Origin of the sequence: Methylobacterium sp. Leaf399 (genome assembly GCF_001424525.1) — a bacterium.
Lineage (GTDB): Bacteria > Pseudomonadota > Alphaproteobacteria > Rhizobiales > Beijerinckiaceae > Methylobacterium.
This window is the reverse complement of record NZ_LMQK01000030.1, coordinates 33843-50321: the sequence shown is the minus strand read 5'-3', so window position 1 is coordinate 50321 and position 16479 is coordinate 33843. Positions and strand designations below refer to the sequence as shown.

General features: G+C 73.0%; 12 protein-coding genes. 7 read left to right on the top strand and 5 right to left on the bottom strand.

Annotated features, from left to right (window positions below):
- The first annotated feature begins 112 nt into the window (after positions 1 to 112).
- Together ASG40_RS13585 and ASG40_RS13580 are read left to right on the top strand one after the other, a co-directional pair.
- Complete coding sequence (locus ASG40_RS13585) at positions 113 to 2272, top strand: helicase-related protein (RefSeq protein ID WP_055886639.1); 2160 nt, start codon at positions 113 to 115, stop codon at positions 2270 to 2272.
- Positions 2273 to 2723: 451 nt separating this feature from the next.
- A complete protein-coding gene (locus tag ASG40_RS13580) occupies positions 2724 to 2918 on the top strand; it encodes a ribosome modulation factor (RefSeq protein ID WP_055886636.1) in 195 nt (64 codons plus the stop codon).
- Between the two features lie 7 nt (positions 2919 to 2925).
- Here the strand turns inward: ASG40_RS13580 and hrpB are convergent, their stop codons facing one another.
- A complete protein-coding gene (gene hrpB / locus ASG40_RS13575) occupies positions 2926 to 5430 on the bottom strand; it encodes an ATP-dependent helicase HrpB (RefSeq protein WP_055886633.1) in 2505 nt (834 codons plus the stop codon).
- Positions 5431 to 5692: 262 nt separating this feature from the next.
- Here hrpB and ASG40_RS13570 point away from each other — a divergent pair, with 262 nt between their 5' ends.
- Both ASG40_RS13570 and mutS read left to right on the top strand, forming a co-directional pair.
- Positions 5693 to 5980, top strand: coding sequence for a hypothetical protein (locus ASG40_RS13570; protein WP_055886631.1), 288 nt, complete (start codon positions 5693 to 5695; stop codon positions 5978 to 5980).
- A gap of 166 nt (positions 5981 to 6146) precedes the next feature.
- Complete coding sequence (mutS, locus tag ASG40_RS13565; protein WP_055886628.1) at positions 6147 to 8888, top strand: DNA mismatch repair protein MutS; 2742 nt, start codon at positions 6147 to 6149, stop codon at positions 8886 to 8888.
- A gap of 45 nt (positions 8889 to 8933) precedes the next feature.
- Here the strand turns inward: mutS and ASG40_RS13560 are convergent, their stop codons facing one another.
- Positions 8934 to 9752 carry a universal stress protein gene (locus ASG40_RS13560; RefSeq protein ID WP_055886625.1) on the bottom strand — a complete coding sequence of 273 codons (819 nt, stop codon included), beginning with the start codon at positions 9750 to 9752 and terminating at the stop codon, positions 8934 to 8936.
- Between the two features lie 263 nt (positions 9753 to 10015).
- Between ASG40_RS13560 and ASG40_RS13555 the strand changes: the two genes are divergently transcribed.
- Positions 10016 to 10621 carry an SAM-dependent methyltransferase gene (locus ASG40_RS13555; protein WP_055886623.1) on the top strand — a complete coding sequence of 202 codons (606 nt, stop codon included), beginning with the start codon at positions 10016 to 10018 and terminating at the stop codon, positions 10619 to 10621.
- Between the two features lie 5 nt (positions 10622 to 10626).
- Here the strand turns inward: ASG40_RS13555 and ASG40_RS13550 are convergent, their stop codons facing one another.
- Together ASG40_RS13550 and ASG40_RS13545 are read right to left on the bottom strand one after the other, a co-directional pair.
- Positions 10627 to 11061, bottom strand: coding sequence for a response regulator (locus ASG40_RS13550; protein WP_055886618.1), 435 nt, complete (start codon positions 11059 to 11061; stop codon positions 10627 to 10629).
- A gap of 36 nt (positions 11062 to 11097) precedes the next feature.
- Positions 11098 to 12204: a PAS domain-containing protein gene (locus ASG40_RS13545; protein ID WP_055886615.1), complete on the bottom strand. Its 1107-nt coding sequence runs from the start codon at positions 12202 to 12204 to the stop codon at positions 11098 to 11100.
- Between the two features lie 368 nt (positions 12205 to 12572).
- Here ASG40_RS13545 and ASG40_RS13540 point away from each other — a divergent pair, with 368 nt between their 5' ends.
- A complete protein-coding gene (locus ASG40_RS13540) occupies positions 12573 to 14015 on the top strand; it encodes an AmpG family muropeptide MFS transporter (protein ID WP_055886612.1) in 1443 nt (480 codons plus the stop codon).
- A gap of 75 nt (positions 14016 to 14090) precedes the next feature.
- Positions 14091 to 15008 carry an EcsC family protein gene (locus ASG40_RS13535; protein ID WP_443136620.1) on the top strand — a complete coding sequence of 306 codons (918 nt, stop codon included), beginning with the start codon at positions 14091 to 14093 and terminating at the stop codon, positions 15006 to 15008.
- A gap of 3 nt (positions 15009 to 15011) precedes the next feature.
- Here the strand turns inward: ASG40_RS13535 and ASG40_RS13530 are convergent, their stop codons facing one another.
- Positions 15012 to 16391, bottom strand: coding sequence for a leucyl aminopeptidase family protein (locus ASG40_RS13530; protein ID WP_055886607.1), 1380 nt, complete (start codon positions 16389 to 16391; stop codon positions 15012 to 15014).
- Positions 16392 to 16479 lie beyond the last annotated feature (88 nt).

Below are 16479 nucleotides of genomic sequence, written 5' to 3'. Positions count from 1 at the left end.
CGTCGGGGCGCCAAGGCAGCCATGCCGCGGCGCGGGTCTTCGAGGGGAAGCCGGTTTTCGTCGGGAAACCGATGACCACTTTCCCCGATACCCGCTCTGGGACGGAGGATCGATGGCACGCAAGCGCAGACGGGCGACCGCCGAGATCCTGGTGGAGGCGCTCTGGCGGCTGGGACACGATGCGGCCGCCGTCGATCTCGCGGCCCTCCAGGCCCGGCTCGGCCTGCCCGACGTCGACGGGTGGGTCGAGGACGAGGCGGTGGCGCAGGCACTGGCGGCGCGGGCGCCGGTGCCGGCCGAGCGCGTGGCCGAGGTGGTCCGCGCATGTCCCGGAATCAGGGGCGGGCTCGGCCCGGACGGGGGTCCGGAGTGGCGCGTGACCGCGACGATCCCGATCCTCGACGACGGCCGGGCGGACCTGCGCATCGACGCGACGCCCGAGCCCGGCGCCGTCGAGATCCTCGATGCCATGGCACGGCGCAACGATCCGAGCTGGCGGCGCGACGAGCTCGTCCGGCTCGTGGCGGCCGCGCAGGCGGGGATCGAGCGCGCCCTGCGCCGGCCGGTGGAGCGCCTGCGCGGCCAGGTCGCCGCGGACCTCGCCGAGGTCGGCGCCGACGCCGTCACCTACATCGCCCACCTCGACCGCTCGCTGCGCTCGCGCCGCTTCGCCTACGGCCCCGACCTGCCGGGCGCCCTCATCGAGACCCTGAAGCCGGTGCGCAGCCGCGGGCGGGTGCTGGCGCAGGAAAACTCCCGCCAGCGCCGCCTGCGCGACCGGATCGGCTTTGCCACCTACATCGACCGCTTCAGCGCCGCCCGCCGGCTCGGGCGGCGCATCGTCTTCCACATGGGGCCGACCAATTCGGGCAAGACCTACGCCGCGCTGCGCCATCTCTCGCAGGCCGCCACCGGCTGCTACCTCGCGCCCCTGCGCCTCCTGGCACTCGAGAACTACGAGACCCTGGTCGAGCGCGGCCTGCGCGCCGGCATGGTCACCGGCGAGGAGGTGCTGGGCGAGGCCGACCCGAGCCACACCGCCCGCACCATCGAGACCGCCGACCTGCGCCGCCCGGTGGACGTGGCGGTGATCGACGAGATCCAGATGATCATGGACCCGGACCGCGGCTGGGCCTGGACCAACGCGCTGTTCGGCATTCCCGCCCGCACGGTCGTCGTCTGCGGCTCGGAGGACGCGCTGTCCTACGTGCGCCGCGCCGCGGAAGCGGCCGACGAATCCCTCGACGTGGTCGCCTTCGCGCGCAAGACGCCGCTCCACCTGATGGACGAGCCGGTGCCCCTCGATCGCGTCGAGGCCGGCGATGCCGTCGTCGCCTTTTCGCGTCGGGCCGTCCACGAGAACCGCCAGGCGCTCATCGCCGCCGGCCACAGCGTCGCGACGATCTACGGCGCACTCTCGCCGGAGGTGCGCCGGGCCGAGGCCGCCCGCTTCCGGTCGGGGGAGGCACAGGTGCTGGTGACCACCGACGCCGTGGGCATGGGCCTCAACCTCGGGCCGCTCAAGCGCGTCGTGTTCTCGGCGGTGCGCAAATGGGACGGCACCGCCGATCGCCCGCTGACCCACTCGGAGATCCGGCAGGTCGCCGGCCGGGCCGGACGCTACGGCCACCAGGAGGCGGGCTACGTCGCCGCCCTCGACGAGACCGGGATCGCGCCGTTGCGGGCCGCCCTGGGCGGTGCCCTGACCGCGCCGGCGGCGGACCCGCGCTTCTACGTCCGGCCCGACCTCATCGCCATCGAGGCCCTGGCCGCGGAGATGGGCACCCAGAGCCTGCACGCGGTGCTGAGCCGGTTCGCGCTCGCCACCTTCTACGAGGGCTCGCCGTTCCAGCCCGCCGACCAGGCCGAGATGCTGGCGGCGGCCGAACGCACCGACCGGGTTCCCCTCGCCCTGGCCGACAGGCTCGTCTTCGCGGTCTGCCCGATCGACCGGCGCGACGCCGTCTCGGTGGCGGTCCTCGACCGCTGGATGGAGGCGTGTTCGCTCGGCGCGGCGGTGCCGGCGCTGCGGCCGGGCGCGTCCGGCGACCTCGCCGAGCAGGAGCGACTGGTCAAGCTCGCCAGCGCCTATCTCTGGCTCGGGCGCCGCTTTCCGGACGTCTTCGTCGCCCTCGACGAGATGCGGGCGATGCGCGGGGCCGCCAACGCGGCGATCGAGGCCTACCTCGTCGCCACGGCCGCCGCGAAGGCCACCACCCGCCGCCCGCGTGGCCCGACCCCGCAGGCTGCCCTCGCCGATACGGATGGTTGAGACGGGTTCCGCTTGAATCAAGCGGGACCCGTCTCACCGAGCCCGCGCGGCGCCTGGGCGAAGCCCATGTCCGCATCACGACGTGATCAACCGGAAATGGCATGAGACCGACCGGCACTATCGTGCCGGTCGGGACCCGCGCCGGATCACAGCGGTGCGGACTTCTTCATCGCCATGCGGTGCATGACGGCAAGACCGAGCCAGGGACCGACGAAGACCAGGAAGTAGAAGAAGCTCATGCTCTCGCTCCCGTCCGAACGCAGCCGGAAATGTCCCGCTGCCCGGAACGATAAGTCATGAAGGCGGGGTGGAGTTCAACATGTCGGTCCCCCCGCGACGGCCGGCGATTCCGGGTGGGCGCGACGCCGGGGCGAAGTCGGTCCGTGACCCATGTCCCCTCGTCGCGCGTTGCCGCAGCACCCGACGAGTACCGGCAAGCGAGGAGAACACGATGAGCGACGGCGCCACCGCCAGCGATAGCCCCTTCATCCAGGGACGCAACGCCCGCCTCTATGGCAAGACCCGCGAGAGCTGCCCCTACGGCGAGGGGACCGACGACCGGGCCGCATGGCTCGAGGCCTTCGACGAGGCGGCCGACGACGGCCGGGAGGGAACCACGACCGCGGGCGACGCGACGCCGGCCTGAGGCCGGCTCACGTCCCGCGCGGCTTGGCCCGGCGGGTCGGCGGTTCGGCGATCGGGTCCTCGGGCCAGGGATGGCGTGGGTAGCGGCCGCGCATGTCGGCCCGCACGCCGGCCCAGGAGCCGCGCCAGAACCCGGGCAGGTCGCGGGTGATCTGGATCGGGCGGGAGGCCGGCGAGAGCAGGTGGAGCACCAGGGGCACCCGCCCGCCGGCCAACGCCGGATGGCGGTCGAGGCCGAACAGTTCCTGCACCCGCACCGCCAGCACCGGCCCGCCCTCCACCTCGTAGTCCACCGGGATGCGCGAGCCGGTGGGCACCTCCACATGGGTCGGGCAGGCGCTATCGAGGCGGGCCCGCAGGTCCCAGGGCAGCAGCGCGAGCAGGGCGCGGCCGAGGGTGTCGGCGGGGATCGCGTCCACGCTCGTCACGCCGACGAGCTCAGGGGCGAGCCAGTCCGGTGCCGTCTCGGCCAGTGCCGCGTCGGACAGGTCCGGCCACGGCTCGCCCTCGGCCGCGCGCATGAAGCCGACGCGGGCCCGCCACTGCGTCAGGGCCGGCGTCCACGGCAGCGCCGCGATGCCGATCCGTGCGACCCCGCGTGCCAGGATCTCTGCCGAGGCCGCATCCGCCGGCACCGGCAGGGTGCGCTCGGCCAGCGTCACCGCACCCAGCCGGCGGGTGTTGCGGGCGCGTAGCGCCCGCGCCGCCGTGTCGAAGCTCACGGTGGTCGTCGCCTCGATCCGGTCGGAAAACAGGGCCTCGATCGCCTCCGAGGCGATGGCGGCCGCAGCCAGGATGCGGGCGTTGCCCGCGGCCCCCGCGAGGTCGGCCACAACGATGTAGGTCTCGCGGGCCAGCGCCGAGGCCGGATCGAGCCGTCCGCCGCGGCCGTTGGCGAGGACGAACTCGCCCTCGCGTCCCCGTGCCCTGGCGATCCGGTCCGGATAGGCGAGCGCCAGCAGCGGGCCGGCCTCGCGCAGATCGGGGCCGCCGCTGCCGTCGGGGTGTGACTCGGCCTGTCGCTCGGCCTGCCGCGCCCAGCCGTCGGCGAGCCGGCGCATGTCGGCGGCGCGCTGGCCGCGGTCGCGGGCGAAGCGGTCGACCCGCTCGGCGAGGTCGGCGCCGTCGCCGCCCAGGCCCCGTTCCACCAGCACGGCCGCCAGGCGCGCCGCCTGCACCGCCGCGCCGAGGCCGGCCGCACCCACCACCATGCGGGCCAGCCGTGGCGGCAGCGGCAGGGCGCGCAGGCGCCGCCCGGAGGTGGTGAGACGGCCCTCGTCGTCGATGGCCGCGATGGCCCGCAGCATGGCGCCGGCCTCGTCCAGCGCCGGGGCCGGCGGCGGGTCGAGGAAGGCCAGCGTGCGCGGGTCGAGGACGCCCCAGGACGCGCAATCGAGCACGAGCCCGGCGAGATCCGCCGCCAGGATCTCCGGCCGGCCGAACGGGTCGAGGGCCTGCGTGGCGGCCTCCGCCCAGAGCCGGTGGCAGACGCCGGGCTCGGTGCGCCCGGCGCGGCCCCGGCGCTGGTCGACCGAGGCGCGCGAGGCCCGTGCGGTGACGAGGCGGGTCAGCCCGGTGGCCGGCTCGTAGAGCGGCACCCGGGCCAGCCCGGAATCCACCACGATGCGCACGCCCTCGATGGTCAGCGAGGTCTCGGCGATGCTGGTGGCCAGCACCACCTTGCGCCGGCCCGCCGGAGCGGGGGACACCGCCCGGTCCTGCTCGGCCGGGGTCAGGGCGCCGTAGAGGGGCGCGACCTCGGTGTCGGCCGGAACCCGCCCGTCGAGGAGCCCGGCGACGCGGCGGATCTCGCCCTGGCCCGGCAGGAAGGCGAGCACCGAGCCCGGATCGGCCCGCAGGGCCCGCAGGATCGCCTCCGCCATCGCGTCCTCGATGCGTCCGTCGGGAGAGCGGGGATGGTGGCGGGTCTCGATTCCGAAGGCCCGGCCTTCCGATTCGATCACGTGGGCCTCGCCCAGGAGCCGCGCGACGCGGGCCCCGTCGAGGGTCGCCGACATGACGAGGATGCGCAGGTCCGGCCGCAGGGCCCCCTGCGCGTCGAGGGCCAGCGCCAGGCCGAGGTCGGCGTCGAGGGAACGCTCGTGGAACTCGTCGAACAGGACCGCGCCGACCCGCGCGAGCTCCGGATCGTCGAGGATCATGCGGGTGAACACGCCCTCGGTCACCACCTCGATGCGGGTGCGGGAGGAAACCTTCGAGCCCAGGCGCACGCGCAGGCCCACGGTCTCGCCCACCGCTTGGCCCAGCGTCGCGGCCATGCGCTCGGCCGCCCCCCGGGCTGCGAGACGGCGGGGCTCCAGCACGATGATGCGGGCCCTCTCCTCGAGCCAGGGCGCGTCGAGCAGGGCGAGCGGGACGCGGGTGGTCTTGCCCGCGCCCGGAGGCGCCACCAGGACTGCGCTCGTCGCCCTCTCCAAGGTCGCCCGCAGGCGGGGCAGCACCGCATCGATGGGGAGCGGGTGGTCGGTCGGGGCGGGGGTCACCGGTGCCATGGTCCAGGCTCCTGCGACGCGGTTTCGCGAACCGCAAGGGGGCGTGCCGGCGTAGCGGCGACGGCGGCGCGGACGGGCGCGGCGGACCGACACGTCGGGCGCGGCGTAACAATCCGATGCGCGCCCTTCAAAAATCCGAATGGCCTCAAGGCTTTGTATACACCGTTTTCATGCGCGCGATGTCGGATTTCCGGGAACAGGTCGCGCACAAGCGACTTATCAGGCCGGCGCGGTATCGCGCGGACCGACCGGATTGGACGACATGAACAAGCTGACCCTCACCCTCGCCGCGAGCCTGATGCTCGGCGGTCTCGGCCTCACCACCGCCTCCGCCGCTCCCGCCGTGCCGGCGGCCGCGACCCTCGCCGAGGGCCTGGCCACCACCGATGTCGCCTACCGCGGCAGCTACGGCGCCCGCCATCGCCACGGCTACCGCAACAAGATGCGCCGCCGGCAGCCGCGCATGATGAGCGACCCGAATTCCCGCAACCCGTCGCAGCCCGGCTACCAGCAGCAGAAGGGCAACACCTCGGGCGGCCCGCGCTACTGAGGTCAGGCGGAGGGCCGGCGCACCGCCGGCCCCGACCGCAGATACGGGGTCGATCCGTCCAGGGCCGATGCGGCGACGCATCGGCCCTTGTCGCGTCTCGATGGCCTCCACAGGCCAATGCCGGTGCCGCGCTGAAACGCGACCCGGGGTCTGATACCGTCACGCCATGTCCGAGCGTTCCGCCCGATCCCAGTCGAAGATCCTGCCTGTGCCGGACGGGCCCGCCCCCTTCGACAGGGCCGGCGCCACGCCGATGATGGCCCAGTACATCGAGATCAAGGCCGCCAACACCGATTGCCTCCTGTTCTACCGGATGGGGGACTTCTACGAACTGTTCTTCGAGGACGCCGAGATCGCCTCGCGGGCTTTGGGCATCGTGCTGACCAAGCGCGGCAAGCACGGCGGCGCCGACATCCCGATGTGCGGCGTGCCGGTGGAGCGGGCCGACGATTACCTCAGCCGCCTGATCGCGCTCGGCCACCGCGTCGCCGTCTGCGCCCAGACCGAGGACCCGGCCGAGGCCAAGAAGCGGGGCCCGAAATCGGTGGTGAACCGCGCCGTGGTGCGCCTCGTCACCCCCGGCACCATCACCGAGGAGCGGCTGCTCGATCCGGGCCGGGCCAGCATCCTGCTCGGCCTCGGGCGCCGCAAGAACCCGGACGGCGGCTTCGCCTACGGGCTCGCCGCCATCGATATCTCGACCGGGCGGTTCTCGCTCAGCGAGGTCGACGGCAGCGAACTCGCCGCGGCCATCGCCCGGCACGAGCCGCGCGAGATCGTCCTCTCGGAGGCGATCCACGCCGATCCCGGCCTCGCCCGGCTGTGGCGCGAGATCGCCGCCGCGGTGACGCCGCTGCCCCAGGCCGAACTCGAACCGGCCTCGGCCGAGCGGCGCATCCGCGAGCAGTTCGGCGTCTCCACCCTCGACGGGTTCGGTACGTTCGGCCGGGCCGAGATCGCCGCGGCCGGAGCGGTGCTCCTCTACATCGCCAGGACGCAGATCGGCGCGCGCCCGGCCCTGTCGCCGCCGACCCGCGAGGCCAGCGGCGCCACGCTCTCCATCGATGCGGCCACCCGCGCCAACCTCGAACTCACCCGCACCCTCTCGGGCGAGCGGGCCGGGAGCCTGCTCGCGGCCATCGACCGGACCGTGTCGGCCGGCGGCGCGCGGCTGCTGGCCGAGCACCTGGCCGGTCCGCTCACCGATCTGGCGGCCATCGGCCGTCGCCACGCGGCGGTCGCGGTCTTCGTGGACGACGGGGTGTCGCGCCGGGCCTGCCGCGAGATCCTGGCCCGCGCCCCCGATCTCGCCCGCGCCCTCTCGCGGATCGGGCTGGGGCGCGGCGGCCCGCGCGACCTCGCCGCCCTTCGGGACGGCCTCGACGCGGCCGGGGCGCTGGCCGACCGGCTCTCCGGCGTGGGCGCGCTGCCGGACGTCCTCGCCGGGATCGCCGAGACCCTGGCGCGGGTCGACCCCGACCTCGTCGACACCCTGCGCGCGGCCTTGGCCGACGAGCTGCCGCTCAACCGCCGCGACGGCGGCTTCGTGCGCGCCGGCTACGACGCCGAGATCGACGAGACCCGTCTCCTCGGCCAGGATTCCCGCAAGGTCGTGGCCGCCCTCCAGGCCCGCTACGCCGAGGAGACCGGCTGCCGCACCCTGCGCATCAAGCACAACCACCAGCTCGGCTACTACATCGAGGTGCCCCAGGCGGTGGGCGAGACCTGCCTCAAGGGTCCGATGCGCGAGACCTTCGTGCATCGCCAGACCATGATCGACGCGATGCGGTTCACGAGCGTCGAGCTCGGCGCCCTCGAATCGAAGATCTCGGGCGCCTCGGAGCGGGTGCTGGCCCTGGAGGGCGCGATCTTCGACGCGCTGGCCGCACGCGTGATGGGGCAGGCCACCACCATCGCCGCCTGCGCCGAGGCGCTCGCGGGCCTCGACGTCACCGCCTCCCACGCCGAACTGGCGGTGGAGCTCGACTGGACCCGGCCGTTCGTCGACGACGGCTTCGCCTTCGTCGTGCAGGGCGGGCGCCACCCGGTGGTGGAGGCGGCCCTGCGCCGGGCCGGCGAGCCCTTCATCGCCAACGATTGCGACCTCTCCGGCGAGGGCCGGGGGCGCATCCGCCTGATCACCGGCCCCAACATGGGCGGCAAGTCGACCTTCCTGCGCCAGAACGCCCTCATCGCCGTGCTGGCGCAGATGGGCGCCTTCGTGCCGGCGGCGCGGGTCCACCTCGGGGTGGTCGACCGCCTGTTCTCGAGGGTCGGCGCCGCCGACGACCTGGCGCGCGGGCAATCGACCTTCATGGTCGAGATGGTGGAGACCGCCGCGATCCTGAACCAGGCGACCCGGCGCTCCCTCGTCGTCCTCGACGAGATCGGGCGCGGCACCGCCACCTTCGACGGGCTCTCCATCGCCTGGGCCTGCCTCGAACACCTGCACGAGCAGAACGGCTGCCGGGCCCTGTTCGCCACCCACTTCCACGAACTGACGGCGCTCGGCCAGCGCCTCACCCGCCTCGACAACGCCACCCTGAAGGTGACCGAGCACAAGGGTGCCGTGGTGTTCCTGCACGAGGTCGTGCCCGGCGTGGCCGGTCGCTCCTACGGCCTGCAGGTGGCGCGCCTGGCCGGCCTGCCGGCCGGTGTGGTGGCGCGTGCCGGCGCCATCCTCAAGAACCTGGAGACGGCCGAGCGCGACCGCCCGAACCGCCCGCGCATCGACGACCTGCCGCTGTTCGCCAGCCTCGCCCCGCCGCCGCCGCTGCCGGAACCCGCGCCGGCCGACCCGCTGGGCGACCTCCTCGACACCATCGATCCCGACGCCCTGACCCCGCGCGAGGCCCTGGAGGCGCTCTATCGCCTCAAGGCGCAACGCCAGGGGGGCGGGCCCGGGTGAGGATGCCGCCACCGGCCGCGCGGGCCATGCCAGGCGGCCTTGCGTTCAATGGCTCATCAGGCAGCAGATCGGGATGCGCTCCAGCAGGGTGCGGGTGACGCTGCCGAAGATCACCTCCCGCATCCGGGTATGGCCGTAGGCCCCGGCGACGATCAGGTCGGCACCTTCCCGTTGCGCGATCGCGATGACCTCGGCGGCGACGCCGAGCTTCGGAGGCGGCCTCAGGACGGTGGTGGCGGTGACGCCGTGCCGGGACAGATAGGCCCTGGTCTCGCCGGCGCCCGTCCAGTCGGCCTCGTCGCCGAGGGCGACGATCAGCACTTCCTCGGCCATCCGCATGAACGGGAGCCCGTCCGACACGGCGCGGCGCGCTTCGCGGGTGTCCTTCCAGGCGACGACGATCCTGCGTGCGGCGAGGGTCTCGACGGACGGCGGGGCGATGAGCACCGGCCGGCCGAGGCGAAGCACCAGCTCGCCGGGCTCGATGGACGAGCACCAGTCCCCGGCGCCTTCCTCCCGGTACGGGTTGACCACGACGAGGTCGGCCGACCGGGCCTGCCGGACCAGGAACGCCATGGGATCGGTCTTGGCCGCGCGCCATTCGACATCGTCGGAACCGGCCGTGGCCTCGCGGAACCGTGCCTCGACCTGCGACAGCTCCTCGGACGCGCGGGTGCTGGCCTGGTCCACGAACTGGCTGCTGATGTAGGCGCCCCGGCCGTACAGGTGCTGCGGCAGGGCCTGCCGGGCCGCGAGCCCGATCAACCGGGCCTCGAAGCGTCGGGCCAGGGTGCTGGCGAGCCGCAGGCGCACGGCCACGGACGCCCCGAGGTCCAACGGAACCATCACGCTCGCGAACGTCATGACCGATCCCCTGCTGCCTCCCAGGTCCGGCAGGCGCGCCGGAGGGTCGGGCCGTGGTTCAGCCTACTGCGGACGCGCCCTCCCGGCGAGGCCCTACGCAAGCAATCTCAGATCACCGTGCAGCCCCGAGGTCCCGGCCCGGACGGGCCCGCGCGCGTCCCGGCCCCGATCCGCTCCCGACGCGACGCTTGACCGCGCCCGCACGACCATGCTGCGCTCGTCGGCGCACCGCGGAACAGCCTGCGGCACGGACCGACCCACCCATGACCCGACACGCCGATACCGTCCCGCCGGACTATTTCACCAACCTCTACGCCACCAATCCCGACCCGTGGAGTTTCGAGACCAGCGCCTACGAGACCGCGAAGTACGACGCGACCCTCGCCGCCCTGTCGCGGCCGACCTACGACGCGGCCGTCGAGATCGGATGCTCCATCGGCGTTCTGACCCGGCGGCTGGCCCCGCGCTGTCGCGACCTCCTCTCCCTCGACGTGGCCGCCCCCGCCATCGCCGCCGCCGCGGCGCGCTGCGCCGACCAGCCCCACGTGCGGTTCGCGCAGATGGTGGTGCCCGGGCAATGGCCCGAGGGGCGCTTCGACCTCGTGATGCTGTCCGAGGTGCTCTATTTCTTCAGCGACGACGACATGGCCGCTCTGATGGCGCACCTTCGTATCGCCCTCGTCCCCGAGGGTGAGGTGGTGCTCGTGAACTTCCTCGGGGAGACCCATTATCCCAACACCGGGGACGGGGCGGCCGAGGCCGTCATCGCCCTCGGGCACGACTGGCTCGACCTCGTCCGCCAGGAGCGCACCGAACGCTATCGCCTCGACGTCCTGCGCCGCCGTCCCGTGACCGCGCCGGTCGCCTGAGGGCGTCACCCTGAGCGAGCGGGGCCCGCGAGGCGGAATCCCTCGACCCGGCCGCCGCCGGGTTCGGCACCCGCGCGCAGGGCGGTGACGTAATCCAGCGCGGCCATGACCGTCCGTTCGGAATAGGGCTTGGCGATCACCCCGATGGCCCCGGCGAAATCCTCGGGAATGCGCTTGTCGTTGGCGGTCATGAAGATGAGGGTGATGCGCGGGTCCGCACTCAACGCCTCCGACACGCGGACCCCGGTCGGACCGTCCATGAGGTGGATGTCGACGAAGGCCACGTCGGGCACGCCGGCGAGGCCCAGGGCGATCGCCTCGGCGGAACCGACCGCCGTGCCGATCACCTCGTGCCCGAGATCCTGGAGGAGGCTGCCGAGTTCGAGGGCGATCAGCGCCTCGTCCTCGACCACCAGGATGCGCAGCGCGCTCAAGCGCAGCCGCCGGTGCGGACGAGGTCGGGTCCTGCCGCGGGATCAGGCACCCTTGAGCCTGACGCCGTCGAGGGGGACGGCGATGGCTACGCAGGTGCCCGGGTTGGTCTCGGTCCAGGCGATGGTACCGCGCAGCTGCCGCACCACCATCTCGGCCAGCGACCGCCCGAACCCGGCAGGGTTCGGCGTCCCGGCCCCGATCCCGATGCCGTCGTCCTCGATCCGCACGTTGAGGATGTTGCCCTCTCGGCGCGCCACGATGGAGACGCGGCCCTCGCGGTCGCCCGGGAAGGCATGCCGGATCGCGTTGCTGGCGATCTCGTGCATCAGGAGCGCCAGCGGGGCGGCCATGGCGGCGGAGACCGAAACCTCGTCGAACTCCGCGCTCACGGTTGTGCGCTTGCGGTCCACCGTCGCGGTGAGGTCGCCGAGGAAGTCGTCGGCGAAGTCCTTGATGTTGAACTGCGTCGCGTCGCCCGCGGAATACAGCATCCGGTGCGCGGTGGAGAGGGCGCCCACCCGCTCGGCCATGGCCTCCAGGGCGTCGCGGGCCTCGCCGAGCGGGGTCCGCCTGGCCTTCAGCAGCATCAGCGAGGAGATGACCTGGAGGTTGTTCTTGACGCGGTGGTCGACCTCGTGGAGCAGCGCGGTCTTCTGCTCCAGCGCCGCCTCGAGGGCCGAGGTGCGTTCGCGGACCTGCCGTTCGAGTTCGGCATTGGCGTCCGCCATGGCCGCCTCGAGGCGATGCTTCTCCGTCATGTCGGCCTGGGCGGCGAAGTAATAGGCCACCGCCCCCTCCTCGTTCCGGACCGGCGCGATGGTCATGCCGTTCCAGAAGGCCGAGCCGTCCTTGCGGTAGTTCAGGATCTCGACGTCGATGGGAGAGCCCGCCGCCACTGCCTCCGTGATGCGGCTCACGGTGCCCGCGTCGGTGTCCTCGCCCTGGAGCATGCGGCAGTTGCGCCCCTCGATCTCCTCGCGGGCATAGCCGGTGAGGGCGAGGAAGGCGTCGTTCACCCAGATGATCGGGTTGTCGGGCAGGCGCGGATCCGTCACCACCATCGGTGTCCGGCTGGCGCTGAAGGCCGAGACGAATGTCCCGGCGCCGACCTTGCGGACCTGATCGTTCGAGTCGTTGTCGTTGGCCATCCCGTTCCGACCCGAAACCCCGCTCCGAGCAATGGCGCCGTCGACGGACCGTGCCCGATCTGATGTTTCACGACCTTTCCCGACGCGCAAGTCAGCATCGGCGCGGGCGAGACCTTCCCTGCGTCCCTTATCAATTGACATTACGGTGCGCCGATCTCCACAGTCGAACAAATCTAGCGATGGATGGCCTTGGGTCGGGGCCATGCTGGCAGGGTTTTGCGGTCATCGCATGTCCTGGCGTGCGAACCGGTCGCCGGGACGGCGCCGGCGGAATCCGCCGTGTCGGTTTTCTCTTGGCGTCGGTCTGGGCTAACGAGAGCCACGATCATCCGCCATCAAGGGTCGTCGCGACCCGGGAGTTCCACACGATGGCCAACAGCGTTGTGCACGAGGCTTCCGAATCCTCGCCGCCGCGGCCGTTCCGCCTTCGCGACATCGTCGAGGATCCGCGCATCCTGCTGATGCTGGCCCTCGGGTTCTCGTCCGGCCTGCCGCTGCTCCTGGTGCTCGGCACCTTCTCGACCCGGCTCGCCTTCTCCGACGTCGACATCAAGGCCATCGGCCTCTTCAGCTACCTCGCGCTGCCCTATACCCTGAAGTTCCTGTGGGCCCCGATCATCGACCAGTTCGACGTGCCGGTGCTCACCCGCCGGTTCGGCCGCCGCCGGGCCTGGATGATCGCCACCCAGATCGCGGTCGCCCTCTCCCTGACGCTGATGGCCTTCGCCGACCCGGCCACCAGCCTCGCGCTGCTGGGGCTCGGCGCCTTCCTCGTGGCCTTCTGCGCCGCCACCCAGGACGTGGTCATCGACGGCTGGCGCATCGATGCGGCCGGCACCGACCTGCAGGGGGTGATGGCCGCCACCTCGAACCTCGGCTACCGCCTCGCGTTGATGTCGGCGGGTGCCGGCGCGCTGTTCATGGCGAGCTACGCCGGCTGGACCGCCGCCTACCTGACCATGGCCGCCCTGATGGGGGTCGGCATCCTCGCCGCCCTGTTCGCGCCCGCCTTCGACGCCAGGCACGCCACCGCACTGGCCGCCGCATCCCGCCCCGCCGCGGACGGCCGCAAGACAGCATGGTCGTTCCGCACCGCCGTGTTCGAGCCGTTGAAGGAGCTGCACACCCGCCTGGGAGTCGGCCTCTGGGCGATCCTGGTGCTCGTGGCCTTCTACCGGATGCCGGACTTCATCTCCGGCGTGATGGCGAGCCCGCTCTACCGGCAGGTCGGCTTCAGCCTCGTGGAGATCGGCACCGTATCGAAGCTCTACGGCATCTGGATCGGCATCGCCGGGGCCTTCGCCGGCGGCTGGGCGATGACGCGGTTCGGCCTGTTCCCGACGCTCGTGGTGGGCGCCTTCCTGGGCGCCGCCTCCAACCTGTCGTTCTCCTGGCTGTCCTACGGCGGGCCGGAGGTCTGGCGGCTCACCACGGCGATCTCCGTCGACAACTTCTGCGGCTCCTTCGCCGGCATGGCGCTGATCGCCTACATGTCGAGCCTCACCGCGCCCGGCTTCGCGGCGAGCCAATACGCCCTGTTCTCCTCGCTCTACGCGCTGCCGGGCAAGCTGGTGGCGGGCACCTCCGGCTTCATCGCCTCGGCCTACGGCTACCCGGTGTTCTTCGCCTTCACGGCCGCCGTGGGCATCCCGGTGGTGATCCTCTGCCTGTTCGTCGGCCGGGCCGGCGAGCGCGCCGCCGTGGCGGTGCCGGAGCCCGATGCGGCGGTGGGGCTCGACGGCGACGGCCTGGCCCCGGCCGGGTTGCCCGCGGGGAACCATCCGCCGGGGCACGGGCTTGCGTCCCGGTAACGGCCTTTCATCCCAGGCCCGGCCTCACCATGCCGGTCCCCGATCCGCTACGCGCATGAGATGGCAGACGTGAGCATCGCTCTGATCACCGACGACAGCGTCACCCTTCCCGCCGCCCCCGCCGGCGCCCCCGGCCTCAGTGCGGACGATCGCGAGGCCCTGCGCCGGGCCGTGCTCGCCCTCGAGAAGCCTGGTCTGGCCGCCCGCCTCTCGGCTGCGGTGGGCGCGCCCCTCGACATGATCGGGCGCGCCTTGCCGGCCCCGGTCACCGATGTGGTGGCAAGGTCCACGGACGCCGCCATGCGCACCGCCCTGCGGATCGCCCTGGCGTCGCTGCCAGCAGCCAAGCCCGCCACCGGGCGCGACCTGATCGACGCCCTCGATACGCCGGCGCCCAAGCGGTTCGCCAACCTGTTCGGATCGAGCGAGACCAAGCACAAGGTCTTCGCCGGTCTGTCGGGCGCGGTGGGCGGTGCCTTCGGCCTCGCGACCCTGGCCGTCGAACTGCCGCTCTCCACCACGCTGATGCTGCGCTCCATTGCCGAGATCGCCCGCAGCGAGGGCGAGGATCTCGCCAAGCCCGAGAATGCGCTCGCCTGCATGCAGGTGTTCGCGCTCGGTGGGCGCGCGGGCGCCGAGACCTCCCTCAGCGACAGCGGCTACTTCGCCGTACGCGCCGCCCTCGCTAAGACCATGGCCGAGGCGGCCCGCTACGCCGGCAACAAGGCCCTCCTCGACGAGGCGGCCCCGGCCCTGATCCGGTTCTCGGCGCAGATCGCCTCGCGCTTCGGCCTCGTGGTCTCGCAGAAGGTGGCGGCCCAGGCCGTGCCGATCGTCGGCGCGGTCGGCGGGGCGGCGGTCAACGTCGCCTTCATGGACCATTTCCAGGCCACCGCCCGGGCCCACTTCACCGTCCGGCGGCTGGAGCGCGTCTACGGCCAGCCGGCGGTGCGGGCCGCCTACGAGTTGGAGCGGGCGGCGCTCGGCGCCTGAGGCTCACGCGCCGTAGCGGTCCTTCAGGAGGCGGTACACCAGCCGCGCGCCCTGGACCTCGCCGCCCTCCGGCCGGCCCGGCTTGGTGGTCGGGTTCCAGCCGTAGAGGTCGAGGTGCACGTGGCGGCGGGTCTTGGGCGCGAAACGGCGCAGGAACAGCGCCGCCGTGATCGCTCCGGCGAAGGGACCGCCCGAGACGTTGTTGATGTCGGCCACCTTCGAGTCGAGGAGCTTGGCGTAGGGCTTGTGCAGGGGCATCCGCCAGACCGGGTCGATCGCGCGGGCGCCCGCCTGCATCACGGCGCCGGCCAGATCCTCGTCCTCGGTGAAGAAAGCCGGCAGGTCCGGCCCCAGCGCCACCCGGGCCGCCCCCGTCAGGGTCGCGAAATCGACGATCAGGTCGGGTTCCTCTGCGTCGGCGAGGCAGAGCGCGTCGGCCAGGATCAGGCGACCCTCGGCGTCGGTGTTGCCGATCTCGACCGACAGGCCGGCCCGGCTCGCGAGCACGTCGCCGGGCCGGAAGGCGTTGCCGGCGACGGCGTTCTCCACCGCCGGGATGAGCAGGCGCAGGCGCAGCCTCAGGCCCGCCCCCATCACCATGTCGGCGGCGGCGAGCGCCGCGGCGGCCCCGCCCATGTCCTTCTTCATGAGCAGCATGCCGCTCGACGGCTTGATGTCGAGGCCGCCGGTGTCGAAGGCGACGCCCTTGCCCACCAGCGTCACGCGGGGCGCATCCGCCGGCCCCCAGGTCAGGTCGATGAGGCGCGGCGCCCGCGGCGAGGCGGCGCCGACCGCATGGACCAGGGGGAAGTCGCGGGCGAGATCCTCGCCCAGCGTGACCGCGACCGCGGCGCCGTGCCGTTCGGCCAGGGCCCGGGCCGCGGCCTCGATCTCGGCGGGGCCGAGATCGTTGGCGGGCGTATTGACGAGGTCGCGGCCCATGGCGACGGCGACGGCGATCCGCACGATCTCGGCGGCGTCGACGCCCTCGGGCGCCACGAGGCCGGGGCTCGGGCTCGCCGTCCTGTAGCGGGCGAAGCGATAGCCGCCGAGCAGCCAGGCGAGGGCGGCCTCGGCCGCGTCGAAGCCGTCGCGCGTCTCGAACCGATAGGTGCCGGGCGGCAGCAGGCCCGGCAGCTTGCCGGCGACGAGGCGGTCCTCTCCGGTTTCCCCGAGCCCGTAGAGGACGCGGGCGAGGGTGCCGTCCTCGCCGGGCAGGAGGACGATCCGCCCGGCCTTGGGCGTGAAGTCCACGGCCGTGCAATAGGCGCCCTGCGCCCGGCTCAAGGCGTCGCGCGCCGCCGGCCACTCCTCGAGCGACAGGCAGGCGATCGGGGTCGCCGCGGTTCCGGGCGGCAGCAGTTCGGGCGGGCGAGAAGGCATGGGCCGGCGGGGCTTGGGGGATGGGCGGGGTTAACCCGGGATTAGGGTTAACGCTCTATCACCGGCTGGCCGGCGGCGTGAAGCGCGA